We start from the raw sequence: 25,627 nt of genomic DNA, 5'->3' as shown, positions 1-25,627 counted from the left end.
AAGGCCCGGATCTCGCAGGCACTCTCCTTAATGACGGCTCTCCGATGAAGGCTTTGGCCGAGCAGATTGGCGACATCGACGGCGTCAATATCTATGGCCGCGTGGTCGGCGTTCGCGGCCTGATGGTCGAGGTGGCCGGCCCCATTCACGCCATGTCGGTCGGCGCACGCCTCGTGATCGAGACCGGCGCCAACCGTTCCATCCCTTGCGAGGTGATCGGTTTCTCCGGCAACAATGCCGTCGTGATGCCGTTCGCCGGCCTCGACGGCGTGCGCCGCGGCTGCAAGGCCGTCATCGCCAATGCCGCCAATCAGGTGCGTCCGTCGTCGGCCTGGCTCGGCCGCGTCGTCAATGCGCTGGGCGAGCCGATCGATGGCAAGGGACCGTTGCCGCAAGGCGCCTCGCCAATGCCGTACCGCAATTCGCCGCCGCCGGCGCATTCGCGCAAGCGCGTCGGCGCGCCGCTCGATCTCGGCGTGCGCGCGATGAACACGTTTCTCACCTGCTGCCGCGGTCAGCGCATGGGCATCTTCGCAGGTTCCGGCGTCGGCAAATCGGTGCTGCTCTCGATGCTCGCGCGCAACGTCGATGCCGCCGTCAGCGTCATCGGCCTGATCGGCGAACGCGGCCGCGAGGTGCAGGAGTTCCTGCAGGACGACCTCGGCGAGGAAGGGCTCGCACGCTCCGTCGTGGTGGTCGCAACCTCCGACGAGCCGGCGCTGATGCGGCGTCAGGCGGCCTATCTGACGCTCGCGGTCGCTGAATATTTTCGCGACGAGGGCCAGGACGTGCTCTGCCTGATGGATTCAGTGACGCGCTTTGCCATGGCGCAGCGCGAGATCGGCCTGTCCGCCGGCGAGCCGCCGACCGCCAAGGGCTACACCCCGACCGTCTTCACCGAGTTGCCGAAGCTGCTCGAGCGCGCCGGCCCGGGTCTTGGGGAAGGCGCCATCACCGCGATCTTCACGGTGCTGGTCGACGGCGACGATCACAATGAGCCGATCGCGGACGCCGTCCGCGGTATTCTCGATGGCCATATCGTGATGCAGCGCTCGATCGCCGAGCGCGGCCGTTACCCCGCCATCAACATCCTCAAATCAGTCTCCCGCACCATGCCGAAATCGGCCGACCCGGAGTTTTGGCCAACCATCCAGAAGGCACGGGCCGTGATGGCGACCTACGCCGACATGGAGGAGCTGATCCGGCTGGGCGCCTACCGGGCCGGCTCCAGCCCCGAGGTTGACGAGGCGATCCGCCTGCACGAGCCGCTCGAGGCGTTCCTGCGGCAGCGCAAGGACGAAAATGCCTCGCTGGCCGACGGCTACCGCCAGTTGGCGCAAATCGTCGGTAATTTGGAAACGGAACGCTAACTTTGTCCCGTCATCATCCGATCTCACAGAGTAGCAGAGCCGGTCCTGGCCCTTGTTGGGCCAGTGGGGAGACCGGTGTCGTCCCAATGTGTGTACGTCTTGCAGCCAAGGGACTTCTGGGGAGTACGAGTCGATGAAGTCACGTGATACCCTCATCCGCCTGAAGAAGTTTCAGGTCGACGAGAAGCGCCGCCGGGTCGCCCAGATCGAGTCCATGATCGCCGACTTCCAGCGGATGTCTGTGGATCTCGATCGCGAGATCCAGACCGAGCAAGACCGCGCCGGGATCAACGACCCCGCGCATTTCGCCTATCCGACCTATGCCAAGGCCGCCATCCAGCGCCGCGAGAACCTGACCCGCTCGGCCGACGAGCTGAGGGGCCAGCTCGAGGAGGCCAAGGCTGCGCTCGGCGAGGCCTTCGAGGAGCTGAAGAAGGTCGAACTCCTGGACGAGCGTGACCAGGCCCGCGAGCGCGCCGAGGAAAACGCCCGCGAGCAGGCCGATCTCGACAGCATCGGCCTGATGCGCTCCCGCATCGGCGCCGTCGCGTAAACGGCAGCCAGCGTCAAAAACGCCGGAGAATTTGCGAGCCCGGACCCGCAGGGTCCGGGTTTTTGCGTGTCCTGTCCACAGCGTGGCGCGCCGCCCCTTGGTGACGGGCTTGGCCGCGCGCTATGGTAGTGAGGATGAAAGCGGTGCCGGTGGCGGAGGTGCCCACCTCTCCCCGTCGGGGAGAGGTGAAGAGGGATGCGACCGGGCCGCGCGTTGGGGGGCTGAATGCTGACGCCAGCAGAGCTGGTCGGGCTGATTGAGGCGGTGGCGAAGCGCGACCAGGCCGCGTTCGAGCGGCTCTATGGCGCCACGCGCGCGAAACTCTATGGCGTCGTCCTCCGTATCTTGCGCCGACAGGATCTCGCAGAGGAGGTCATTCAGGAAACCTACGTCAAAATCTGGAACAGTGCCGGCCAGTTCAATCCGGTGCTGTCATCACCGATTACGTGGATGGCCTCGATCGCGCGCAACCGCGCCATCGACATCGTGCGCAAGAAGACGGAGGCCTCCATCGAGGAGGAGCCGCAGGCGATGGAAGTCGCCGCCGACAGTCCCGATCCCCTGGCGCGCCGGGAGATGTCCGAGGAGCTGAAGCGGCTGCTCGAATGTATCGGCCGGCTCGAGCCGGATCGTCAGAGGCTCGTGCTGCTCGCCTATTACAACGGCTGGAGCCGCGAGCAATTGGCGGAGAAGTTCGCAGCGCCCGTCAACACCGTGAAGACGTGGCTCCGGCGCAGCATGTTGGATATCCGGGAGTGCCTTGGACTGTGAGGATGATGAGAGTGAATATGCTGGCGCAGCGTTCTGGCTCCACCTCTCCCTACGGGAGAGCTGAAGGAAAGTGATGGCCTACAGCGAGGACCATATCGCGCTCGCCGCGGAATATGCGCTCGGCACACTCGATGCCGACGAGCGCGCGCAGGTGGCGACCATGATGACGGTGGACCAGGAGTTCGCCGCCGTGGTGCAGGCGTGGGAATTCCGCCTCGGCGTCCTCAATCAGATGGTGGGCACGATCGAGCCGCGGCCGATCGTTTGGGAGAACATCAGGCGCGAGATCGCGCAGACGATGTCGTCGCAGGATTCGACCGAGGCGCCGCCGCTGATCTCGGATGCGCCGCAGCCCGCGCTGGATCTGTCCACGCCGGAGATGTCATCGCCGGAGACGTCGGCGCAGGCGCCATCGCAGGACGTGCCGCCGGCGCCGCCTCAATCCGACTCTGACGTCATTCCCGATATCGCGCCGCAATTCATTCCGAAGACCCATGCACCCGACCCGCGCTTTGTGCCGCTGACGCAGGTGCCGATCGTCGACGACACCAACGTGCTCTATCTCGAGGGCCGCGTGAAGCGTTGGCGCAACATCGCCTCTGCCGTGGGTGCGCTCGCGGCCGCGCTGCTGGTGACGTTGTCGCTTCAGGTCCTGATGCCCGATGCGCTGCCGGGCGCGTTGCGGCCCGCACCGCGCATCCGGACGGTCGAGGTCAAGACTCCGGCCGCGCCATTGGCTGCGCCTGCGCAATACGTCGCGCTGTTGCAGGGCCAGAGCGGCGGCCCCGCCTTCATCCTCACCATTGACGGGGCGACCAAGAACTTCACGGTGCGCAAGGTCGGCGCGACGCCGGAGCCGGGCAAGAGCTTTGAACTGTGGCTGATCTCCGACAAGTTGCCGCGCCCGCGTTCGCTTGGCGTGATCGGAAGCGGCGATTTCACGGCGCGTCCGGTGCTCGCCGGCTACGACGCCGACGTCGTCAACAGCGCGACTTATGCCGTCACCGTCGAGCAATCGGGCGGCTCGCCCAACGGCCAGCCGAGTTCGGCGCCGGTGTTTTCCGGCAAGCTGATCGAGACCGTGCCGCCGTCCCAGCCGCAGGTTCCGGCGAAGAAGTAGGCTTCTTCATCGTCGTCCTGGCGAAAGCCAGGACCCATTACCCCGACGGGATGTTGTTACGCCGTGCTGGAGCCAAGTCATCGCGGGCCAACCGGCAGCGGTGGTTATGGGTCCTGGCTTTCGCAAGGACGACCATGAGAAGACGTTCCGGGGTCCTCTGATATCAGGCTTTGCTCCTGTCGCCACGGTCCATTCGGCCGTCGTAATCCGACAAATCCCGCCAAATCCGCGTCCGATTTGAACCTCAATCCATCTCGCGGCGTCAAATGCCCGGAATTTGCAGTCGGCGCCGCCGTTCATGGTGCCGGGAAGGGGCTAGAAATCAGATGGATGCAGCCAAGCCGCCGGGCATCTTTATCCACCAATATGCAGGCCTGCCGCAGGGGCCGGCCTTCGAACATTGGCGCGACAGGGCCCTGGGGGCCTGCGGACTCGATATCGGGCCAAGCCACGGTGACAGCATCGATTGCCGGTTGCAGGTCAGCGTGGTCGACAACATCGCGCTCGCCATTCCCGAAGGCGCCTCCGCGCAATATTCGCGTACGCAGAGCGGTCTCGCCGATGGCAGCGACGATCTTGTGCTGATCGCCGCCCATGCCGGCCTCGTCAATGTCCGGCAGAACGGCCATGCCGTCGAGCTTGCTCCGGCGCAGATGGTGCTGGCCGACATGAGCATCACCGGCAGCGTCGGTCACACCGACGAGAACCGCTTCACCACCATCCGCATGCCGCGCCGCGCGCTGCTCGAGATCAATCCGCGCGCCGAGGAGAAGCTGTCGCAGGTGTTGTCCGACGGCGCGGTCGCCGAGACCATCGTCCGCTACCACGCGCTGGCCGCCCATCAGGCGCCGCATCTCGACGCGGTCGGCCAGCGCCTCACCGCGCAGCACATGGTCGATCTCGTCGGCCTCCTGCTTGGCACCGATGCCGAGCACGCCGCGCTCGCGCGTGGTCGTGGCCATGCAGCCGCTCGCCTCGATCTGATGCGCGCCGACGTGATGGCGGCGCTCGGCCGCAACGATCTCTGCCTGTCCGAAGTCGCCACCCGCTCGGGGCTAAGCCCGCGCCAGGCGCAGCGGCTGTTCGAGCAGGCCGGCACCACCTTCACCGAATTCGTGCTGGAGCAGCGTCTGCTGCTGGCGCGCAAACTGCTCGGCGATCCCCGCGCGCGCGCGCGCAAGATCAGCGACATCGCGCATTCCTCCGGCTTTTCGGACCTGTCCTATTTCAACCGCGCCTTCCGCAAGCGCTTTGGCGGGACACCGTCGGAGCTGCGCGAGGCGTAAAGCCTCGATTTTGTGCAGCCGGCCAAAAGCCGGCAGATGAGCGATCGCGCCGCTATTCGTTCGCTCACCTGGAGCCGACCGGCCTTCGCGCGCAACCACGGGAATATTGTCAAGACAGCGGAACGCCGGGCCCCCGGGAAACGTTGGCTCCGTGGCGACAGAATCTTCGCGAGCAGCGGGACAGTCACCATCGCGGCCGGAGCGGCGTAACGCCCGCTTGGTCGCGATCCGGTCCACTCCTTCATCGCGCGAGACTCACATGAACAGGCGCGAGCCGTCGTACTTCCGCAATTCGCTGGATCTGAGAGACAAAGCGCAGGTCAAGTTCCTGGGCAAGCATCTCAAGCTGTCGGATGACCAATTTATGAGCGTCGTTCGCAAGTCTGGCAGGTCGATCTCTGCCATCACCAGGCAAGCCTTGACTTTGAGGTGACGAACAGCCGATCACTCTTGTCAGCACGATCATCCTCGAAGCCAATTCGAGGCAGTGCAGTTGGGACGAGGCCGTAAGCATGAAAATACGTGTCGGCTTCGAGATGATCTACGATTTCCCGCAGGTCACACCATTGATCGCCGTGGTCGGCACGCATTTCACCCGGGCGTCCGACATCATCGTGCCGGATCACCTCGTCACCGAGCCTCCCGTACCGATCACGCCCTACCGTGACGGCTTCGGAAACTGGTGCAGCCGGTTCGTTGCACCCGCCGGCCGCATGCGCCTTTCCGCCGACGGCACTGTGCGCGATAGCGGGTTGCCTGATGTGACGGCGGCTTCCGCCACTCAATACGCGGTTGAGGATCTGCCGTCCGATACCATCGTTTATCTGCTTGGCAGCCGCTACTGCGAAACCGATCGGCTTTCCGACATCGCGTGGAAGCTGTTCGAGAAAACGGCGCCCGGATGGCCACGGGTCCAGGCGATCTGCGATTTCGTGCACGATCACATCGCGTTCGGCTACGAGCACGCGCGCGCCACCAAGACGGCATGGGAAGCATTCAACGAGGGCAAGGGCGTCTGCCGCGACTATGCGCACCTTGCCGTTGCGTTCTGTCGTTGCATGAACATTCCGGCGCGTTATTGCACCGGCTATCTCGGCGACATCGGCATCCCGCCGCCCCACGCGCCCGGGGATTTCGCAGGCTGGTTCGAAGCCTATCTGGGCGGCCGCTGGCACACCTTCGATGCGCGCAACAACACGCCGCGAATTGGCCGCGTGCTGATCGCCCAGGGCCGCGATGCGGCAGATGTCCCGATCACCCAAACGTTCGGACCCAACACGCTCGTCAGCTTCAAGGTGTGGACCGATGAAATTGCCTAAAGCATGATCCGGAAAAACGCGAAGCGGTTTTCCGGAAAGATCATGCGCAGACAACAATCTAAAGCGCGATGACGATTCATCCACATCTCATCGCGCTTTAAGGCGTTCGCCTCCGGCAATCGGGCGCCGATTGATCGAGATTGATCTCGCTTGTTGGCGAGAACACTGCTACACGATTGTGCATCACCGCGCGCGACGTGGCTGTTATCGGTGACTGAGAGCCAAAGCGCTCCCGCCTCGACCTGAGAAAAGGCGGTCAGATGTCAGGTGCCGACAAATTCGACATTCGTGGGTGGCTTGTGCCACCGTTGCTCGTTCCCGTCTTCCTTGCGCTGCTGATTGCGATCGCGGCCATTTCATAGCGGGAGGTTCGTTCAATCGCGCTGCCTCGAAACGTAGACAGGGGCGAGCTCAAGCCAGGCGGGAGCCGGACATGGCAAACACAGCAATCATCAGGGATGCCTACGGGGTTCCGGCAATTTTCGTTGGCTCGAAGACGGGCCGGGACGATGCGCCCTTCGTTTTCGTGCGGGTCGGAGGCGAGGAGCGGCGGATGCGGTGGTCCGAATGGGATGCCCTTCCGGCCTGGACTGGCGAGAAACCGTCCTGGGCCAGCAAGAGCAAATAGCGATTGGAGACAGCGTGAAAATGGCTCGACCAGGGACATGGGCGGCGGCGCTTCTGCTGGCATCGGCGCTCGGCGCATCTGCGCTGTCAGCCGCTCCCGCAGAACCCAATTGTCGTGCGATCGAAAGCATCAACGCACGCCTCTCCTGTTACGATGCGGCGTTTCCGCCAAAAGCCAAAAAGCCCGCCGAAACCGCCATCGACTCGTCCTCAGGATACAAGGACCCGTTCCTCGCGGAAGAAGAGCGAACCGCCGCGAAGCTCAAGAACATTTGCCGCGGTTGCTGAGCGTCGCCGGCCGCACGAACTGTCGGGTCGACGTGCGCTTCAATTCAGAGGCCGCTGTTCGCGGCTTGGTTCGAAACGGAGCTGTGGGGGGCGCATGGAACACAAGGGTATCGAATACACGGTCGTCCAGACGATCAATCCATCAGGCTGGAAATGGTCGTTTGAGCGCAACGGTCGGTCCCCCAAATCAGGAATCGCATTCGATCGAGCGGAGGCCATCAGCGCAGCTCAACGGGCGATCGGCCAATTGATCAGAGATCAGGCTGCGGCGATGAAAGCCCGGCAATTCGCGAATGGTTCCTGTCAGGAACCAAAATAAAGCACTGGCTAATCAGCGGACGAAGGCACACTGTCCTGCCACCGCCGAGCGGCCCTCAGCATCTACCGGTGGTGTGGACGCAGTTGCGCTCTCGCTCAACCCCGCAGCGGAGTGTCATCCATGTCGGCTCAACGATCCACGGGACAATCATTCACGTTCGAATATCGCCTCGCGCAAGAGGCGATCAACCTCCGCCTGCAGGCCAGGGGGATGCCGCTCGGCGTTCGCCGCACGGAGCTTTTGCGAAAAGCCAGCCAGATCGATGTTGCCGGAGAGATCAACAAGTGGTTGACCTCGCCGGGACTTCAGGCGCCGGCTTGAGTTTGGACCCGTCCCGGTCCGACGTGATGAGAGTTTTCTAGCCGTTCGTCCGGCAATCAGCTCGCATGCGGATGCGATTTGGGTGTTATTGCGCCGCGGCTGTCTCTTTGATCTTCCCCGATCCGCCACATTTCGTGCAGGGGCGAAACTCATTCGTTTCACCCAAGCGAACCGGATGCATACCGCGCTCCTGGCCTGTGCCGTCACATTCCGGGCAGTTGCGTTCGACTTCCTTCTGGTCGGTCATTCGTACCTCTCGATCCGCCGGGGCATGTAGAGGTGAGTTTCGTAGTCCATCTCGAATTCTCCTCCGTGGCGATCGATCGCCTTGGAAAGGTCACCGACCAGCGCGTCGCGGGTCGTTTCGCTTCAAGCCGGCGTACGACACCACGTCGTCGACGAGAGCTTCGGGATAATCGGGCCGCGAGGCTTGGTATGCACGCGCGATCTGATCGAAAGTAAGCGCTGCTCCATGGATTGCCCCGCTTCATCAGGTTGTGAACCTAGCCAAGCCAAGCCCCTCGTTGTCAAGGTCTCGCCACCTCATCTACCAGTCCTCGCGGGGCCCGACGGGCAAAACACCCAACGCATCGGTCATCCGTCGCTGCAAAAATATTCCGTTTCGCCGAAGTTCGGAAATGGCGTATCTGTCGCGGCAGCCCGGCCCAAGGAAGGGCCCGGCTGCGTCCCGGCCGTTCACCCTTCGAGGCTCCACGGGCGCTGCTTCGCACCGCACGCCTCGCACCTCGGGATGACGGGAGGGATATTATATTGTCGCCGCGGAGGAATACCGGATTGTTTCGAGCTACCCCGGACATGAGAAAGCGCCCGTGGGGGGCGGGCGCTTTCTGTAGTCGACTTGGGGTTGGGGTCGTCTACATATCCACGTGGCGACTTTGGGGGGCTGGTAAAGAGCCGCGTGAATTCCTGAAACTCAAAATCTCCTTAGCGAACGACCGATGCGTTCGAGTTGGTGATCATCACCGGCTTACCGGCCTTGATGATGCGGGCTGTCTGTGTGAGGCCTTCATCCGAACTCGTCCGCGCCGTGATGCCGAAGCCCGCGAGTGCGACGCCGGCGACGAGCGCCACAACCACCACCTTCAGGTGGGTCGAGCGATCTGCGCTGTAAATCGAGTGGTTCATGGAAGGCTCCTGCCGCCATCTACCCGAAGTAGTCGCCACCTCTGTCAGGCTGGTTCATGCTTCCGGTGCCCCAACAACCTAGTATTGGCGGGATTCGTTCCCAAGGGGCCATCACAAGAGCGTGATAGGACGTGAACGATCGCGATCAAAAACGGGTCCTGATCGTTCGATTTGGCAATTATTTCAAAGCTGTAATGTGCGTTTGAGGCGCCTTGTCAGCCTTTCGTCCACGAGGTGCCCGGAACCCAGAAACCATTTGCCTGTGGCTGAAAAACACACGGCTTCTTAAGGCAAATCAGATGCTTCCGACCGTCTTCAGCCTCGCCCTGGGGTGGATTTCGGCCTGCGACAAGACGGTGGTCTGGGCCCGGAACCGCTCCACCAGGGAGCGGACGAAGGGACGAATTGCCGCAGAGGTCACCAGCACCGGCGCCTCGCCTTCGCGCGCGGCACGCTCGAAAGCCTCGCGCACGGCGGTCATGAATTCCGACAGCTTCGAGGGCTGCATGGCGAGGCTGCGTTCTTCGCCCTGGCCGATGATGGATTCGGCAAAGGCCTGTTCCCACCGCGCCGACAGCGCGATCAGCGGCAGATAGCCGGCATAGGAAGTGTTCTGCGCGCAGATCTGCCGCGCGAGGCGGGCACGGACATGCTCGACCATGGTCGCCGGGTTGCGCGAGAACGCCAGCGAATCCGCGATGCCCTCGAGGATGGTCGAGAGGTCGCGGATCGAGATGCGCTCGGCCAGCAGGAGCTGGAGCACGCGCTGGATGCCGGAGACCGTGACCTGTCCGGGCACGATGTCCTTGACCAGCTCGCTCTGCTCCTTCGGCAGCTCCTTGAGCAGCTTCTGCACCTCGCCATAGGACAGCAGATCCGACATGTTGGCCTTGAGCAGCTCGGTGAGGTGGGTCGAGAGCACGGTCGCGGCGTCGACGACGGTGTAGCCTTTGAGCGAGGCTTCTTCCTTGAGGCTGGCATCGACCCAGGTTGCTGGCAGGCCGAAGGTCGGCTCGGTGGTGTGGATGCCGGGCACCTGCACCTGGCTGCCGCCGGGGTCCATGACCATGAACTGGTTCGGCCAGATCTTGCCGGTGCCGGCGTCGACCTCCTTGATCTTGATGATGTAGGTGTTGGCCTCGAGCTGGACGTTGTCGAGAATGCGCACCGCCGGCATGACGAAACCCATTTCGATCGCAAGCGAGCGGCGCAGCGCCTTGATCTGCTCGGTGAGGCGATCGGTGCCGTCGGGGCCGTTGACGAGCGGCAGCAGCGCATAACCGAGCTCGATCTTGAGGTCGTCGATCTTGAGCGCCGCCGAGATCGGCTCCTCCGCCGCCGCGCCCGGGGCACCCGGCGTTCCCGGCGCGGGGGCGGCCTTGGCGACTGCTTCGGCCTTGGCGGTCGCACGATTGCGGTTGCGCGCGTTCCAGGCCAGTGCGCCGGCGCCGGCGCCGAGCAGGAAGAAGGGAATGGTCGGAATGCCCGGCAGCGCCGCCAGCACCAGCATGACCGCCGAGGACATCGCCAGCGCCTGCGGATAGCCGGAGAACTGCTTCATCAGGGCCTTGTCGGCCGCGCCGGAGACGCCGGCCTTGGAGACGAGCAGGCCGGCCGCGGTCGAGACGATCAGGGCGGGCACCTGGGTGACGAGGCCGTCACCGACCGTCAGCAGCGTGTAGCTGCGGCCGGCGTCGGCAAAGGACATGCCTTGCTGAGCGACGCCGATGATCATGCCGCCGACGACGTTGATGAAGACGATCAGGAGGCCGGCGATGGCGTCGCCGCGAACGAATTTGGAGGCACCGTCCATGGCGCCGAAGAAGCCGCTCTCGTCCTCCAGCGCCTTGCGGCGCTCCTTGGCGACCTTCTCGTCGATCAGGCCGGCGGAGAGGTCGGCGTCGATCGCCATCTGCTTGCCGGGCATGGCGTCGAGGTGGAAGCGGGCCGCGACTTCGGCGATGCGGCCCGAACCCTTGGTGATGACGACGAAATTGACGATGACCAGGATGGCGAAGACGATGATACCGATGACGAAATTGCCGCCCATCACGAAGCTGCCGAAGGCTTCGATGACGTGGCCGGCCGCGTCCGTCCCCTCGTGCCCGTGCGACAGGATCAGGCGGGTCGAGGCCATGTTGAGCGACAGCCGCAGCATGGTCGAGATCAGGAGGATGGTCGGGAACGCGGAGAATTCCAGCGGCGCCTGGATGAACAGCGAGGTCATCAGGATCAGGATCGAGAGCGTGATCGAGATCGCCAGGAACAGGTCCAGCACGAGCGAGGGCAGGGGCAGGATCAGCACCACCAGGATGGTGAGGATGCCGAGAGCCAGCGCGATGTCGCCGCGCTTGAGGATGTTGACGATGTCGGTGAGCGAGGGGATGCCGACCTTCGCCGGGCCTACGCCCTGTCCTGCGGTGACGTCGACCATGGTAGCTGCCTCCCCGCGCGACTGACGTCCGCGCGCCCCAAACGTCTGCGCGGCGGCCGATGGGCCGCCGTTCCGAAAGTGAGGCACCGCACTGGCGTCCACGGGGGCTCCCGTTCTACGCGGCTGACGACACTCGACTTCACCCGGCAATTCTTGCCGGGTGTATGGTTAGCAAAGGGTTAACGAAGGGAATGTGGTGGAGGTTGGGGCAGGGTATTTCGGGCTTCCCAGGTCGTCATTCCGGGGCGCCCGAAGGGCGAACCCGGAATCCATCGTGCCGTAGGTGTTGTGGGAAATGGATTCCGGGCTCGCGCCGAGAGGCGCGCCGCGGAATGACAGGTGAGGGGAGGCCGCCCCTATTTCGCCCTCTGCATCTTCGTCACCGTGTACCCCGAGGCGGCCTCCTCGGCTTCAAACGTCACCTTGTCGCCGACCTTCACCTGCTTGAGCATGGCGGGATCCTTGACGCGGTAGACCATGGTCATGGGCTCATCCATGCCGAGGCTCCTGGCGGGGCCATGCTTGAGCGTGATCTTGCCCGCGCCCTCGTCGATCTTCTTGACCTCGCCGCTGATGGAGGCGGCTTGCGCGAGCGCGCCTGCGGTCAGTCCCAGCGTCAGCACGAGCGCGGCGGTGATGCGGATGATCGGGTTCATGTCTGTCTCCATTGTCCTCATTTCACGGTGACGTGGCCGACCATGCCGTAATCGCGATGGTCGGGGATCAGGCAGGAAAATTCGAACGTGCCTGATTTGGTGAACTTCCAGACGATCTCGGCCGACTTGTCCGGGGCGAGCCGGACGCCGTTCGGATCGTCATGCTCCATATGCGGGTGCTTCCTCATCACCTCGGCATGAGCGAGATTCTCCCTCGTGGTGGCGAGCAGGAATTCGTGATCCTCCTTGCCGACATTGCGCAGCAGAAAGCGGATCTGCTCGCCGCGCTTCACGGTGATGTTCGACGGCTCGTAGGACATCTCGCTCAATTCGATCTCGATGGTGCGCGCCGGCTTCTTGAGGTCGCCGGGCTCGCCGGCCGAAAAGCCGTGATGGTCGTGTCCTTCATGCGCGAGCACGGGCGCAATCGAGAGCGCGGCCAGCGCGAACGCGAGTTTGATCGCCGTCCTCATTGTGGTCTCCAGTTGGTTCTTCATCGAAATACTCACATCTTCATCTTGTGCGGCGGCGTCGCCGGCTGTCGCGCCGGCTCCGCCGGAGGCGAAGAAACCTCATAGGCGACGGTGCCTTGCGGGAATTGATAGGGGCCGGGATCGCGGTAATCGTCGCGCGCGAGGTCCTCGCGGATCTTCATCACGGTGAACATGCCGCCCATTTCGATCGGACCGAACTGACCGGTGCCTGACATCATCGGCAGCGTGTTGTCGGGCGCGGGCATCTCCATGTTGCCCATTGCCATGCCGGTCGAGCCCATCGCCATCGCGTCCGGCGCGAGCCTGCCGACGGCCTTGGCGAGATCCTTGCGCGAGACGCCGATCATGTTGCGCATGTCGTGTCCCATCGCATTCATGGTGTGATGCGCTTTGTGGCAGTGAAACGCCCAATCGCCAGGGTTGTCGGCGAGGACGTCAAACACGCGCACCGCGCCGACGGGTACGTCGGTCGTCGTCTCCGGATATTGCGCACTCTCCGGAATCCAGCCGCCGTCCGTGCAAGTTACGGCAAAGCTGTGGCCGTGCAGATGGATCGGATGGTTGGTCATGCTGAGATTGCCGATGCGCACACGCACCTTGTCGCCCAGCCGCACCGGCAAGGGATCGATGCCGGGAAACACCCGCGAATTCCAGGTCCACATGTTGAAATCGGTCATCTCGTTGACGCGCGGCAGATAGGTACCGGGATCGACGCGATAGGTGCTCATCACGAAGACGAAGTCGCGATCGACGGGCCGGAAATTGGGGTCGCGCGGATGCACGACGACCATGCCCATCATGCCCATCGCCATCTGCACCATCTCGTCGGAATGCGGGTGGTACATGAAGGTCCCGCTCTTTTTCATCTCGAACTCGTAGACGAAGGTCTTGCCGGGCTGGATGTGCGGCTGGGTCAATCCGCCGACGCCGTCCATGCCGCTCGGTACGATCATGCCGTGCCAGTGAACGGTGGTGTATTCGGGCAGGCGGTTGGTGACGAAGATGCGGACCTTGTCGCCTTCGACGGCTTCGATGGTCGGGCCCGGCGATTGGCCGTTATAGCCCCAGAGATTGACCTTCATGCCCTCGGCGAATTCGCGCACCACGGGTTCGGCGACGAGATGGAACTCCTTCCAGTCGCCATTCATGCGGAACGGCAGCGTCCAACCATTGAGCGTAACGACGGGGCGATAGTCGGGGCCATTGTTGGGGTGAAGCGGCGGCTGCATCACCGCCTTGTCCATATGGGCCGCTTCCGGAATCGCTGCGGCCTGGACGCGGCCGCTGACGGCTGATGCGCTCACAAGCGCGGCGGTGCCCAAAAACCCTCGACGGGAAAACATGCCGGCCTCCATCTCAGTGGCCGCCATCGGCAGGCGCTGCCGCGGCGATGTTGGTGGGATTGTCGCCGCCGGATGCAGGTGCGCCGCCGCCATTGACGGCGGTCTGCAACTCGGACTGGGCGAGGAAGAAATTCCGCTTGGCATCGATGGCGCCGCGCAGCGAGGCGAGGCGCTGCCGCGCTTCGGTGAGGAGCGCAAAGATGTCGACCTGCATGCTGGAGAAGCGCAGCTGCATCTCCTCGGTGATGATCTTGCGCAGCGGCAGGATCTCGCGCTGGTAGTGGCGCGCGATGTCGTAGGTCGAGCGATAGGTCCGATAGGCATCGCGCGCCTCCGAGCGGACGTTCACGGCGCGCTCGGTCAGGCGGTTGAAGGCGAGACTGTAGCTCTCCCTCGCCTGCCGCATGCGCACCTCGCCGCCGTCGAAGATCGGGATCTGGAACTGCACGTCGAAGCCGCGCTCGCGGAACGGGGAGCCTTCCGGATCCTGGGTGCGACGCGCGATGCCGGCAAGATCGAGCAGCGTCACGAAGCGGGTCGCTTCGGTGAGATCCAGTGATTTTGCCAGCGCTGTCAGTTCCAGCCGCGCGATCTGCAGATCGATGCGGTGGGCGACGGCATCGGCTTCGATCGATGGCAATTCCTGCGGGCGACGTGGCAGCGGCGGCAACGCGTTGGGCAGACGGAAGTCGAGCCCGTCGTCCCAAAGTCCCATCAGCCGCGCCAACCTTTCGCGCGCGCTGCTCGCTGCCTGACGCGCGGTCGCGAGATCCGCGCTGGTCTCGGCGTAGAACACCTGCTCGCGGGCCTGGTCGAGCTTGTTGATGGAGCCGGTCTCGCCGAGCTTGACCGCGAGTTGCGCAGTCGATTCCGCCGTCGCCTTCGCGTCCGTCAGCAGCGCCACCATTTCATTGCCGGCAACTGCGCGGGTGTAAGCGCGACGCACATCCGCGGCCAGCCGCAGCGTCGCGAGCGCCGCGCGCAATTGCGCCTGGTGAAAGCGTTCGCGCGCGATGTCGGATCGAAACGGCAGGGTCGCCAGGGCGAGGATATCGCCGACCACCTGCCGCTCGATCTCGCTGGCGCCATTGCCCGAGATCCGCGAGACCGAGAACACGGGATTGGGCGGCAGGCTCTGCTCGACGAGATCGGTCTCGGCCAGCGCCAGCTCGTTGTAGGCGGCTTGCAGCCCCTTGTTGTTGAGCAGCGCGACCTGCACGGCAGTCTCGGCGGTCAGCGTCCGGGACAGCAATTGGCCAACGCGCCCGTCGACTGCGCTGGCCCCCTCGGCCGTTCGCACGAAGGCGACGTCCTTCTTGATGGTCTGGCTCGTCAGCTCCGAGACCGCTGTCATGCCGCTGTCGGGCGAGAAGGCGGCGCAGCCGGAGAGGCCGAGCGCGGCGAGAACGAGCAGGCCTCGCGCCGAATGATGTGCCATGGTGCGCTCCTACTGCTCTTGCTTTGGCTGCGGCGCGACCGCGTCATGGCGGTCTTGCCACCGCGCGGGAGCCGCAGGTCGCAGGCCCGCATAGGGTGCGACCGTCGAACGATAATCGACGCGCGCTGCCTTTGCCGTGGGATCGGCCGGATCCGGGGTCGCGATGTGAGTCGTCGCCGGTATGCAGCCTGATAACGCGAGCGCTATCGCGGCCAGCAGCGGCCGATGGAATCGAATGTGTGCTCCACGCGCTGCATATGCAGCGGCGGACCTCGTCCCGAGAAGCGCAAGCATGAGAAATCCCTGATCTGACTGGAGACCACAGGTTCGTGCGCGCGCAATGCGCGCCGGCCTGACGTCGTCGTCTCAGATCAGGCGATGGGAGGGCGGTAGAGCCGGGGGGGCGCCGCGCTGTGAAGGCTGACGACGATCTCCGGTGAGCAGGCGGAAACCGGCTGCATTGGCTTTGCGAAGCCTGGTAGATCGGCCGGCAGGGCGCTGATGCACATCATCGCACAGCACGGACCTGCCTTGCCCTTGTCGTCATGATGATGTGGGGCGGGCGTGTCCTGCGCGGACTGGTGATGCGCGTGCATGCCAGCGTGGTCGTGCGTCGCGCCGCCATGCATGTGGTTGGCAGGCATCGCTTGATGGACCGGCACAAGGTCGGCGAGGAGCGCGTCATCGAGGCACGGCGCTGGTCCCGTACCCCAGGCGAGGCTTGCAGCCGGCGCGAGCACGCAGAACAGATAGGTCAGCGCAATGAGGCGCCCCACCTTGATCCGCATCGATTGCGTCAATCGCAACAGCATTCCGCCAACAGGCCCCTCGCGCGACAATCCTTGCGTACGCAGATTGCAAACTAATGGCAAAGCGCGGCTTCGCCAAGCAATTCTTACCGCAGTGCATCGTGCATGCCCAATATCGCGGCAGGATGGTTGACCGTGCGGCGATCAGCGAACATGGTCGGCGTCGTGCACGCCCGAAATTCCTCAGGACAGAAACCGGCCTCATTCACCCCTGACTCGCGTCAGGCCTGGGTGCGGCTTTTGCTCGCACTGGTGATGGGCTCGATCGGCGGCGTCGGCATGTGGGCGGTCGTCGTTGTGATTCCCGTCGTTCAGGCCGAGTTCGCCGCGACGCGCGGCGCCGTGTCGCTGGCCTTCACGCTGATGATGTTCGGCTTCGGGCTCGGTGGCGTGATCGCCGGCAGGATCACCGACAAATTCGGCATCGTGCGGGCGATGGCGATCAGCATCGCTTTTCTCGGCGTCGCCAACACGCTCGCGGGGCTCTCGACCCAGCTCTGGCAGTTCGTGGCGGCCTATTTTCTGATCGGGCTCGGCACATCAGCGACCTTCGCGCCGCTGATGGCGGAGGCCTCACACTGGTTCGAGCGCTATCGCGGCCTCGCGGTGACCATCGTCGCAAGCGGCAATTACGTCGCCGGCACGATATGGCCGCCGCTGGTCAACGCGGGCATGGAGACAATCGGTTGGCGCACCACCCATGTCGGCATCGCCGTCGTCTGCGTGGTGTTGATGTCGAGCCTGCTACTCGTCCTGCGCGCGCGGATGGGTGACGACAAGGTCCGTAATCACGCCAACGCGCCGCCGCCAAGGGTCGATCTGAAACTCTCGACCAACACGCTGACGGTGCTGCTCTCGATCGCCAGCATTTCGTGCTGTGTCGCCATGGCGATGCCGCAGGTGCACATCGTCGCCTATTGCGGCGATCTCGGCTATGGCGTGGCGCGCGGCGCCGAGATGCTGTCGCTGATGATGGCCTGCGGCATCGTCAGCCGCATCGGCTCGGGCTATCTCGCCGACAAGATCGGCGGCATCCGCACGCTGCTGCTCGGGTCGCTGGCGCAAGGCTTTGCGCTGGTGTTCTACCTGTTCTTCGACAGCCTCGCCTCGCTTTATCTGATCTCCGCCATGTTCGGCCTGTTCCAGGGCGGCATCGTGCCGAGCTACGCCATCATCGTGCGCGAGGCGATGCCGGCCAGCGAAGCCGCAACCCGCGTCGGCATCGTGATCTTCGCCTCCGTGTTCGGCATGTCCTTCGGCGGCTGGGTCTCCGGCATCATCTTTGATGCCACCGGCTCCTACGCAGCGGCGTTCGCCAACGGCGTGGCGTGGAACGCTCTCAATGTCGGCATCGTCCTGACGCTGCTGATCCGCTCGCGCATGAACGCGACCAGGGCAGGGGCCGGCTTCGCGACTTGATCGGCGCCATCGCGACCGTGGCGTCGTTGTTTCTCGAGGCGACCTAAACCGCCTGTCCTGCCCTTAGCAGCGAGCAGCCGGTGATCTTGTAGCTGCCGTCCGGCTGCTGCTCCAGCGTGTAGAGCGCTTCCCAGGCCTCGCCATTGGCATCGATGATATGGACGCGCTGGGCAACCGAGCTGCCTTCGGCCTTGCTGTCGCCGAACTCGAAGCTCTTGTGGCGGTAGACCGGCGCGTAGCCGTTCTGCACCATCGACATGAAGATGTCGGGTGCGGGGAAGATCTGCTTGACCGCGGGGGCGGCATAGGAATAGGCGGCCGCGGCGTCGTCACGGACGAAGGCCTGCTCCTGGGCGCGGATCACGCCTTGTGCCGCCGAGACATCGTCGGCGCGTGCCGCAAGGGAGCCAAAGGCAACACTGAAGGCGACGACCAAGGCTGCAATGCGCATGGCAAGCTCCGCGTTGAAATCAAGGCCATGCCGATCCTAGCATGCCTCGGGGAGATACGGGCGTGCTACCGCTTCCGTTTCACCGGCGCCTTTGCCGGCGCGGTCCGGCGCGCCTTGGTTTTTGCGGCGGGCTGCGCGCGCAGCCCGTCGACGAACACGTCGAGCATCCGCAGCACGGAGGCTTGCCAACCGGGCTGATCATGCATGTAGCACATGCCGAAGAAGGCGCGCAGCAGATCCTCGGGACTGATGTCGGCGCGCATCGCGCCCGCTGTGATTGCGCGATCGAGCAGCGAGCCGATCGCCTTGGTCAGGCGCTCGAACGAGAAGGCATGCAGCTCTGAGCCGCTCTGCACCGCGAGTGCCAGGGTCGCCACCATGCCCTTCTTGGTGGCAACGAACTCGACGCCTGACCGGAGCCAGCGCCGCAGCGCGTCGACCGGGTCCTTGGCACTCTTCAACTGCTCGGCGAGCTCGCTGAGCTGCTCGACCTCGCGGCGGTACACCGCCTCGAACAGATCCTCACGCGTCGGAAAATGCCGATAGAGCGTGCCGATGCCGACGCCGGCGCGTTTTGCGACAGCTTCAAGACTGGCCTCCGGGCCGCCCGCGTTGAACACGAGCTTGGCTGCCTCGAGCACACGCTCGCGGTTGCGCACGGCATCGGCGCGGGGCTTGCGGGTCTGGTCGGTCTGGTCGTCCATGGCGACAATGTAGATCACGAATTGGTTAGATTGAACCCTTGCTGAACCTTTGCAGGGCTGCATCGCGTTGTCAGCGCATGGGCTTTTGACGAATTCCAAATATTTTTGGGTGGCCCTTGTTAAGCGGAGGGTGCCTCCGTATCTTCGCGGGTGTCGGCCCGGATGATATCCGGACCGGCGCGATATCGACGGCGGCCACGGCGGTGGCGCGCCGGACGATGAGCCATGTCCATATCTGATCGGAGCCTTGTATGAACCACTCCATCAGCCTCACCGTGAACGGTGCACGGCGCGATTTCGTTCTCGACGATCCCCGCGTCATGCTGCTCGATCTCCTGCGTGAGCGCCTCCATCTCACCGGAACCAAGAAGGGATGCGACCGCGGCCAGTGCGGTGCCTGCACCATTCTCGTCGACGGCAAGCGGATCAATTCCTGCCTCGCGCTCGCCATCAGCCATGATGGCGCCGACATCCTGACCATCGAAGGGGTCGCGCGGGGCGATCAACTCCATCCCGTCCAGGCCGCCTTCATCGCCCATGACGGATTCCAGTGCGGCTTCTGCACGCCAGGCCAGATCATGAGCGCCATCGGCATGATGCAAGAGGCCCAGGCCGGCAATGATCCCGAACGCATCCGCGAATGCATGAGCGGCAATCTCTGTCGCTGCGGCGCCTATGCCGGCATCGTCGATGCCGTGCTCGAGGCGCAAGCCGGTGTCGACGAAACCAATCAGAGGCGCTCGGCATGAAACAGTTTGATTATGTGAGGCCCGCCACGGTTGCTGAGGCCGTCGCTGCGGCCGCCCAGCCCGGCGCGACTTATCTCGCCGCCGGCACCAACCTGCTCGATCTGATGAAGGGCAACATCAGCCGGCCGGATCGCCTGGTCGACGTCACGCATCTCGATGGCCTTGATCAGATCGAGCGCCTCGCCGATGGGTCGTTGCGCATCGGTGCGCTCGTCAGCAACGCCGACCTCGCGCATGATGCCGAGTTCGCGAAAACCTATCCGGCCGTTGCCGAAGCGCTGCTCTCCGGCGCGTCGGCGCAGTTGCGTAACGCTGCGACCGTGGGTGGCAATCTGCTGCAGCGGACGCGTTGCGCTTATTTCTATGACACCGCCAGCCGTTGCAACAAGCGCGAGGCCGGCTCTGGCTGTGACGCCCGCGGCGGCGAGAACCGCACCCACGCCGTGCTCGGCTGGAGCGAGAGTTGCATTGCGACGCACCCGTCCGACTTCTGCGTGCCGCTGCTGGCGCTCGACGCGATTGTCGAGATCGAGGGCAGGAACGGCCGTCGCGAGATCGCGCTCGACGAATTGCATCGCCTGCCCGGCCATACGCCGGAGCGTGAAACCGTGCTCGAGCCTGGCGATCTCATCCTCGCAGTGCGTCTGCCGCCGGCGGCGCGCGGCTTTGCCGCACATGCGCGCTATCTCAAGGTCCGCGAGCGTATGTCCTATGCTTTCGCGATCGTCTCGGCCGCGGCGGCATTGCGGATCGAGGACGGCAAGGTCGCGGAGGCGCGGCTCGCGCTTGGCGGCGTTGCCGCCAAGCCTTGGCGTGCCCGCGCGGCGGAAGACGTTCTCAGGGGAGTCGCACCGACGGCAGATGCCTTCCAGGAAGCCGCCTGGCGCGCGCTCGCCGACGCAAAGCCGTCCGGTGACAATTCCTACAAGATCGAGCTCGCACGTCGCATCGTCGTGCGCGCGCTGACCCTTGCCGCTGCCGGTACGCCCGCGCGTATTCCCGCGCTGCCGGCATCACCCTTTGCTTCGACGTCTGGAGCCATCCATGCCTGAGCTTAATCTCACCAGCGCACCCGCCCACCTCCGCCACGGCTCCAGCATCGGCCAGCCGCTGACCCGCCGCGACGGCGTGCTCAAGGTCAAGGGTCAGGCGACTTACGCTGCCGACAATCATCCGCCCGGCTTGCTGTTTGCGGTGATCGCGGTGTCCAACATCGCGCATGGCCGCGTGACTTCGCTCGATGTCGCCGCTGCCAAACGCCATCCTGGCGTCGTCGAAGTCATGACGCCTGACCACAAGCCGCCGCTCGCGATCGATCCGGAAATCAAGACCAATCCGTTCGTGTTCCGGATGGAGGTGCTGCAGAGCAACGAGGTCCGCTATGCCAACCAGCCGATCGCCGTCGTGATCGCGGAGACGCTCGAAGCGGCGACGGAGGGCGCAGTGCTGTTGGCGCCGCGTTACGAGACGCTGCCCGCCCTCGTCGGCCTCGATGCCGGCAAGAGTTACGTGCCGCCGGTCGTCGGTGTCGGGAACCCGACCGAAAATCACCTTGGCGATGTCACGGCGGGCCTTGCTTCGGCGGACAAGCAGATCGACGCGATTTACGAGACGCCCGCGCAATATCACAACGCGATGGAGCCGCACGCAATCGTGGCTCACTGGAACGGTGATCGTCTCGAAATCGACATGCCGACCCAGGGATTGATGTTGTCCTTGGCGCGCGTCGCTGAGTTGTTCGGCATTGCGCATGACAAGATCCACATCCGCAGTCCGTTCCTCGGCGGCGGCTTCGGCTCGAAGGGACTGATGGCCGGTCCGCCGGTTCTCGGCATCATGGCCGCGAAACTGGTCGGCAAGCCGGTGAAGCTCGTGTTGCGCCGCGAGCAGATGTACGGCCCGGTCGGCCATCGTGCGCCGACGCGTCAGCGCCTGCGCATCGGCGCCGATGCCGAAGGGCGGCTGACCGCGCTCGATCACCACGCGCGGACCGTGTCGAGCACGTTCGACGATTTCTACGAACCCGCGGCCGATGCTTCGCACACGCTTTATGCGGCGCCGGCGATCCGTACCTCGCATGACGCCGTGCGCGTCAACACCGGCACGCCACTGTTCATGCGCGCACCGGGCGAGGCGACGGGATCGATTGCGCTCGAGAGCGCGATCGACGAGATGGCCTGGGCCTGCGGCATGGATCCGCTTGCCTTCCGCCTGAAGAACTATGCCGAGGTCGAGCCGATCACGGGAAAGCCGTTTTCCTCGAAAGCGCTGCGTGCCTGTTACGATCAGGGCGCGGCGCGTTTCGGCTGGGCGAAGCGCTCGCTCCAGCCGCGACAGATGCGCGATGATGCCGGACTTCTGGTCGGCTGGGGGATGGGCACCGCGACGTTCCCCGCGCTGATGTTCCAGGCCGAGGCGCGCGCGGTGCTTCGTCGCGATGGGTCCGGTGCGATGGAGATCGGCGCGCATGACATGGGGCAGGGCGCGTGGACCGCGCTGGCCCAGATCGCGGCGGATGAACTCGGGCTCGATATCGAACGCGTCGAGTTCAAGGCCGGTTCGTCCGACCTGCCTGATGCCGGCATTGCCGGTGGCTCGGCGCACACCGCGACCGCGGGGGCTGCGATCCACAGCGCCGGAGCGGCCGTCATCGCCAAGCTTGCCGATCTCGCCACCAATGACGAGCGTTCGCCGTTGTTCGGCGCAGGCAACGCCGGCGTGATCGCGCGCGATGGAAGGTTGACCCGGCGTGACGACGAGAGCCGTAGCGAGAGCTACGGCGAGATCCTTGCCCGCGCGGGCGTTGCCGAGGTCGAGGCTCGCGGCACCGGCGCGCCGAATCCGGCGGCGATGGAACAATATGCGATGCACGCCCACGGCGCGGTGTTTGCCGAGGTGAAGGTCGATCCCGAACTCGGCCAGATCCGCGTCACCCGCATGGTCGGCGCCTTCGCCGCGGGCCGCATCGTCAATCCGCATCTGGTGAGGAGCCAGCTGTTCGGCGGCATGATCTGGGGCCTGTCCTTCGCGCTGCACGAGGAGGCGATCACCGACCGACGCAGCGGGCGGATCATGAATGCCAATCTCGGCGAGTACCACATCCCCGTGAATGCCGACGTGCCGCCGCTCGACGTCATCACGGTCGAGGAGCACGATCCGCATGTGAATGCGCTCGGCATCAAGGGCGTCGGCGAGATCGGCATCACCGGCAGTGCAGGCGCGGTCGCCAATGCCGTCTGGCATGCGACCGGCGTGCGGGTGCGCCGCTTTCCGATCCGGATCGAGGACCTGCTGACGCAGCGCTGAGGTCCGACAAATCGATGCTGCCGCAAAGCGCGATGATGATTCACCAGAATCTCATCGCGCTTCAGCGTATCGCGCTCGTCGTTTTGTCGATGTCCTCGGACGGCTTTGCCGGAAACAGCCGGGCCGTCGAGGAGATCGTGATGTTGCGCTCGCATTTGGGCTCGTCATCGGCGCTGTCGTTCTTGCCCTCCCGCTTCCGCGCGAAATCATCGTCGAGCCGGTTGACGACGAGCATGCCATGGTCGCGTTCGAGCGTATCAGGGTTCTTGCGCTGCTCGCTCGAGCGGAACGTGCCGCTCTTGACGTCGCCGCTGATCTCGTAGTCGCAGCCGCCCTTCCAGTCGGCCTGCGACCATTTCCAGCCCTGGGCGTCGACCGAACCATCCTTGTCCACGGTGATCCTGATGACGGCATTATAGGCGAGCCAGGTGCCGGCGAGGCCGACGCGCTCGTCGTCAAAACCTTCGAGCAGCGCGATGCGTTCGCGTTGAAGGCCGTTGAGGCGGTCGCGTCCGAACACGGTGTAGTGCATCGCCGATGTCCGCTTCTCCCACGCGGGATGCAGGAATTCGGGATATTGCAAAGACTGGGCGCTCACCCAGTGGCGTTGGTCGTCCGTCAGCCCGCGTCGCGTTGCATCGTCCAGCCGCGGCAGCAGGGCCTTCCATGCTCGGTTCAGCCGCTGGTCGTTCGTGGCCAGATCCGGGTCGGCACAGATTTCCTCGTCGGTCGCCGTTTCAGGTCGGGTGCAGTCGAAGGTCGGCGTCACGAAGGCCGTATCGGTCTTGTCGGTCCCATTCTGCTTGCCGCTCGCGAAATAGGTGCCGGTCACCTGGCCAAGGCGATCGCAATCCGGATCGTTGGAGAACGACCATTGCTCTTCGGTTGCCAGGATCACCACGCGAAGCGTCTCTCCCTGGCGCCGCAACTTGATCGAGACCGGATCGGCGGGTTTCGCGCCGGGCTCGGATGGTTGGTTCGGGATCGTGACGCCGGCCAGCCAGCCGTCTGAACCCGGCTTGACCTTAGCCTTGAGCGTGCAGTGCCAATGCTTGTCACTGCCATAGTCGGAGTTCAGCTCCGCATCGAGGCGGTAACTGCCCGTCTCGGTCGCCGTGACGGTGATGCCACCAAAGGCGTTGGCCCAGGCGCCGGTGAGGCCGCCGCGACCGAAGCCGCGCGCGAAGTCATCCAGCGCGGCCGCGCGCTGCCGCAGCACGCTGGTCATGTTCTGGCGCAGTTCGGCCTCGTCGGCTTCCTCGACAGTGTACGCAGCTTCCTGGATCATCTCGTTGAACCAGACCTGGTCGCGCTTGAACAGCGGGCGTACGTTGGCCGGTGCCTTGCTGACAGCCGCCGCAAACGACGCCTCGACCGCGGCGACGAGTTTGTCGTAGCCGTTGGTCTTGCAAAACTTGCTCGCGCCGCCGTCGAGCTTGCTGCCGTCGGAGTTTTTCGTGCAGAACGTCATCGCCAACGGCCCGCTGCTGCTGGCGCGCATGAAATCGTCCATCGCGTGGGCGGAAACGGGGATGGATAGCGCGGCCGCAAGCAGCGCAAGGCGGACAGGAGTGGACATCGGCGGCTCTTGGTCGAAGCAGGTTCGTATCTGCTCCTTGGTCGCCAGCCGCAGCGTCGTGGTTCAGGAGGCCGAGGCGCGGTATCCGGTTAATTGATCATTCTGCGGAGAGCCTTGATCTGCTCTCGCTGCGCCTCGATGTATTTGGCAATGGCCTCGCGAAGCTCGCGGGAGCGAACCTTGTCGGTGTCGCGCTGAACCTCTTCGAGGGCGGCTTCCGCATTGGCGAGCGTGGTCTTCATGGACAGCCCCTGGTGACGAAGCGGCCCCGGAGTGCCTAGGAGTCCGGGGCCATAACCTCAGCACTTCCTGAGCCAGTGCTCGGCTACGGGGTGACCATAGGCGGGATTCGACGGGCGGGAATTGAGCTGGCTCAAGCGCGGCCGAATTTTCGTTTCGGGTTTCGGCCCGTATTCGTCCGGATCGAATTCCTGAGCCATCGCAGGGAGGAGAGGTCGCGCGTGTTCGTCAGAACGTCGGCGGCGTGCAGGCCGAGATCACTTCGCACGGCTTGCCGCCCACGCAGCGAAAGCGATGCGGGCGGCGGCTCTCGAAGTAATAGGCATCGCCCGGATTGAGGATGCGCCTCTCGTCCTCGACTGTGACTTCGAGCTTGCCCGAGATCACGATGCCGCCTTCCTCGCCGTCGTGGACGAGATGCACGCGCCCGGTGTCGCTGCCGGGCTCGTAGCGCTCTTTCAGGATCTGCAGGCTGCGGCCGAACAGATTGTCGCCGATCTGCCGATACGAGATCGGCTTCTTGCCGACTTCGGTGAGTTCCTCGGCGCGGTAGAAGATCTTGCGCCTCGACTCGGGCTCCAGTGCGAAGAACTCGGCGAGTCCCATCGGGATGCCGTCGAGGATGCGCTTGAGCGCGCCGACCGACGGATTCATCTGGTTGGATTCGATCAGCGAAATCGTCGAATTGGTGACGCCGGCGCGCTTGGCGAGTTCGCGCTGCGACAGCTTCTGGCGCGCCCGGATGAATCGCAGCCGTCCACCGATGTCGACGCTCATGCCCATTCCCTGTTGCAGGTGTTGCGGATCGCGCAAATATGGACCGGCAGCCCCAGTGAGATCAATGGCTTGCAGGTCGATAGAAAAGGACTTGTTGCGCTTCTCAAG

At 64.4% G+C, this 25,627-nt stretch carries 27 protein-coding genes; 14 read left to right on the top strand and 13 right to left on the bottom strand.

The window, feature by feature from the left end; genetic code table 11:
* Positions 1-44 precede the first annotated feature (44 nt).
* The 10 genes from fliI to JQ621_RS23495 all read left to right on the top strand — a co-directional run bounded on the left by fliI (position 45) and on the right by JQ621_RS23495 (position 7,974).
* Positions 45-1,370 (top strand): flagellar protein export ATPase FliI, encoded by a 1,326-nt coding sequence (gene fliI / locus JQ621_RS23540; protein ID WP_212237126.1) that lies wholly within the window; start codon positions 45-47, stop codon positions 1,368-1,370.
* A gap of 133 nt (positions 1,371-1,503) precedes the next feature.
* On the top strand, positions 1,504-1,923 hold the full coding sequence (gene fliJ, locus JQ621_RS23535) for a flagellar export protein FliJ (protein WP_212237124.1): 420 nt from the start codon (positions 1,504-1,506) through the stop codon (positions 1,921-1,923).
* 225 nt (positions 1,924-2,148) lie between these two features.
* On the top strand, positions 2,149-2,694 hold the full coding sequence (locus JQ621_RS23530; RefSeq protein ID WP_212237122.1) for a sigma-70 family RNA polymerase sigma factor: 546 nt from the start codon (positions 2,149-2,151) through the stop codon (positions 2,692-2,694).
* A 73-nt stretch (positions 2,695-2,767) separates the two neighbouring features.
* A complete protein-coding gene (locus JQ621_RS23525; RefSeq protein ID WP_212237120.1) occupies positions 2,768-3,814 on the top strand; it encodes an anti-sigma factor in 1,047 nt (348 codons plus the stop codon).
* Positions 3,815-4,140: 326 nt separating this feature from the next.
* Entirely contained in the window at positions 4,141-5,100 is a 960-nt protein-coding gene (locus tag JQ621_RS23520; protein ID WP_212237117.1) for a helix-turn-helix transcriptional regulator, read from the top strand.
* 259 nt (positions 5,101-5,359) lie between these two features.
* The gene (locus JQ621_RS23515) at positions 5,360-5,533 is read left to right on the top strand and encodes a hypothetical protein (RefSeq protein WP_212237115.1); all 174 of its coding nucleotides are present in this window, start codon (positions 5,360-5,362) and stop codon (positions 5,531-5,533) included.
* A gap of 79 nt (positions 5,534-5,612) precedes the next feature.
* On the top strand, positions 5,613-6,419 hold the full coding sequence (locus JQ621_RS23510) for a transglutaminase-like domain-containing protein (RefSeq protein WP_212237113.1): 807 nt from the start codon (positions 5,613-5,615) through the stop codon (positions 6,417-6,419).
* A 567-nt stretch (positions 6,420-6,986) separates the two neighbouring features.
* The gene (locus tag JQ621_RS23505; RefSeq protein WP_249125492.1) at positions 6,987-7,334 is read left to right on the top strand and encodes a type VI secretion protein; all 348 of its coding nucleotides are present in this window, start codon (positions 6,987-6,989) and stop codon (positions 7,332-7,334) included.
* A gap of 94 nt (positions 7,335-7,428) precedes the next feature.
* Positions 7,429-7,653 (top strand): hypothetical protein, encoded by a 225-nt coding sequence (locus tag JQ621_RS23500; protein ID WP_212237111.1) that lies wholly within the window; start codon positions 7,429-7,431, stop codon positions 7,651-7,653.
* 120 nt (positions 7,654-7,773) lie between these two features.
* Positions 7,774-7,974 carry a hypothetical protein gene (locus JQ621_RS23495; RefSeq protein WP_212237109.1) on the top strand — a complete coding sequence of 67 codons (201 nt, stop codon included), beginning with the start codon at positions 7,774-7,776 and terminating at the stop codon, positions 7,972-7,974.
* Between the two features lie 85 nt (positions 7,975-8,059).
* Here the strand turns inward: JQ621_RS23495 and JQ621_RS23490 are convergent, their stop codons facing one another.
* The 8 genes from JQ621_RS23490 to JQ621_RS23455 form a co-directional block, all read right to left on the bottom strand.
* Positions 8,060-8,221: a zinc finger domain-containing protein gene (locus tag JQ621_RS23490; RefSeq protein ID WP_212237107.1), complete on the bottom strand. Its 162-nt coding sequence runs from the start codon at positions 8,219-8,221 to the stop codon at positions 8,060-8,062.
* A gap of 698 nt (positions 8,222-8,919) precedes the next feature.
* Positions 8,920-9,120 carry a hypothetical protein gene (locus JQ621_RS23485; RefSeq protein WP_212237106.1) on the bottom strand — a complete coding sequence of 67 codons (201 nt, stop codon included), beginning with the start codon at positions 9,118-9,120 and terminating at the stop codon, positions 8,920-8,922.
* A gap of 295 nt (positions 9,121-9,415) precedes the next feature.
* Positions 9,416-11,554, bottom strand: coding sequence for a flagellar biosynthesis protein FlhA (gene flhA / locus JQ621_RS23480; RefSeq protein ID WP_212237104.1), 2,139 nt, complete (start codon positions 11,552-11,554; stop codon positions 9,416-9,418).
* A 356-nt stretch (positions 11,555-11,910) separates the two neighbouring features.
* Positions 11,911-12,210 carry a copper-binding protein gene (locus tag JQ621_RS23475; protein ID WP_212237102.1) on the bottom strand — a complete coding sequence of 100 codons (300 nt, stop codon included), beginning with the start codon at positions 12,208-12,210 and terminating at the stop codon, positions 11,911-11,913.
* 17 nt (positions 12,211-12,227) lie between these two features.
* Entirely contained in the window at positions 12,228-12,683 is a 456-nt protein-coding gene (locus tag JQ621_RS23470) for a cupredoxin domain-containing protein (RefSeq protein ID WP_212237099.1), read from the bottom strand.
* 32 nt (positions 12,684-12,715) lie between these two features.
* The gene (locus tag JQ621_RS23465) at positions 12,716-14,047 is read right to left on the bottom strand and encodes a copper oxidase (RefSeq protein WP_212237092.1); all 1,332 of its coding nucleotides are present in this window, start codon (positions 14,045-14,047) and stop codon (positions 12,716-12,718) included.
* 13 nt (positions 14,048-14,060) lie between these two features.
* Positions 14,061-15,485: a TolC family protein gene (locus tag JQ621_RS23460; protein WP_212237090.1), complete on the bottom strand. Its 1,425-nt coding sequence runs from the start codon at positions 15,483-15,485 to the stop codon at positions 14,061-14,063.
* Positions 15,486-15,856: 371 nt separating this feature from the next.
* Positions 15,857-16,297, bottom strand: coding sequence for a hypothetical protein (locus tag JQ621_RS23455; protein WP_212237088.1), 441 nt, complete (start codon positions 16,295-16,297; stop codon positions 15,857-15,859).
* A 150-nt stretch (positions 16,298-16,447) separates the two neighbouring features.
* Between JQ621_RS23455 and JQ621_RS23450 the strand changes: the two genes are divergently transcribed.
* Entirely contained in the window at positions 16,448-17,713 is a 1,266-nt protein-coding gene (locus JQ621_RS23450; protein ID WP_212237205.1) for an MFS transporter, read from the top strand.
* A gap of 43 nt (positions 17,714-17,756) precedes the next feature.
* Here the strand turns inward: JQ621_RS23450 and JQ621_RS23445 are convergent, their stop codons facing one another.
* Positions 17,757-18,164 (bottom strand): DUF4864 domain-containing protein, encoded by a 408-nt coding sequence (locus JQ621_RS23445; protein ID WP_212237087.1) that lies wholly within the window; start codon positions 18,162-18,164, stop codon positions 17,757-17,759.
* Positions 18,165-18,229: 65 nt separating this feature from the next.
* Positions 18,230-18,868, bottom strand: coding sequence for a TetR/AcrR family transcriptional regulator (locus JQ621_RS23440; protein ID WP_212237203.1), 639 nt, complete (start codon positions 18,866-18,868; stop codon positions 18,230-18,232).
* A gap of 251 nt (positions 18,869-19,119) precedes the next feature.
* Between JQ621_RS23440 and JQ621_RS23435 the strand changes: the two genes are divergently transcribed.
* From JQ621_RS23435 to JQ621_RS23425, 3 genes are read left to right on the top strand one after another with little or no spacing between them, the layout of a single operon-like run.
* On the top strand, positions 19,120-19,617 hold the full coding sequence (locus JQ621_RS23435; RefSeq protein WP_212237085.1) for a (2Fe-2S)-binding protein: 498 nt from the start codon (positions 19,120-19,122) through the stop codon (positions 19,615-19,617).
* Entirely contained in the window at positions 19,614-20,669 is a 1,056-nt protein-coding gene (locus tag JQ621_RS23430; protein ID WP_212237083.1) for an FAD binding domain-containing protein, read from the top strand. Before JQ621_RS23435 ends, JQ621_RS23430 begins: the two co-directional genes overlap by 4 nt.
* The gene (locus JQ621_RS23425) at positions 20,662-22,923 is read left to right on the top strand and encodes a xanthine dehydrogenase family protein molybdopterin-binding subunit (RefSeq protein WP_212237081.1); all 2,262 of its coding nucleotides are present in this window, start codon (positions 20,662-20,664) and stop codon (positions 22,921-22,923) included. Before JQ621_RS23430 ends, JQ621_RS23425 begins: the two co-directional genes overlap by 8 nt.
* Positions 22,924-22,984: 61 nt before the next feature.
* Here JQ621_RS23425 and JQ621_RS23420 read toward each other — a convergent pair whose 3' ends face one another.
* From JQ621_RS23420 to JQ621_RS23410, 3 genes are all read right to left on the bottom strand, one after another.
* Entirely contained in the window at positions 22,985-24,502 is a 1,518-nt protein-coding gene (locus tag JQ621_RS23420; protein WP_212237080.1) for a lysozyme inhibitor LprI family protein, read from the bottom strand.
* A gap of 89 nt (positions 24,503-24,591) precedes the next feature.
* A complete protein-coding gene (locus tag JQ621_RS23415; RefSeq protein WP_212237077.1) occupies positions 24,592-24,744 on the bottom strand; it encodes a hypothetical protein in 153 nt (50 codons plus the stop codon).
* A 226-nt stretch (positions 24,745-24,970) separates the two neighbouring features.
* On the bottom strand, positions 24,971-25,519 hold the full coding sequence (locus JQ621_RS23410; protein WP_094895195.1) for a cupin domain-containing protein: 549 nt from the start codon (positions 25,517-25,519) through the stop codon (positions 24,971-24,973).
* Positions 25,520-25,627: the final 108 nt, after the last annotated feature.

It is taken from the genome of Bradyrhizobium manausense (genome assembly GCF_018129685.1).
GTDB lineage: Bacteria > Pseudomonadota > Alphaproteobacteria > Rhizobiales > Xanthobacteraceae > Bradyrhizobium > Bradyrhizobium manausense_D.
The sequence above is the reverse complement of the archived record's forward strand: the minus strand, read 5'-3'. Positions and strand labels throughout refer to the sequence as shown.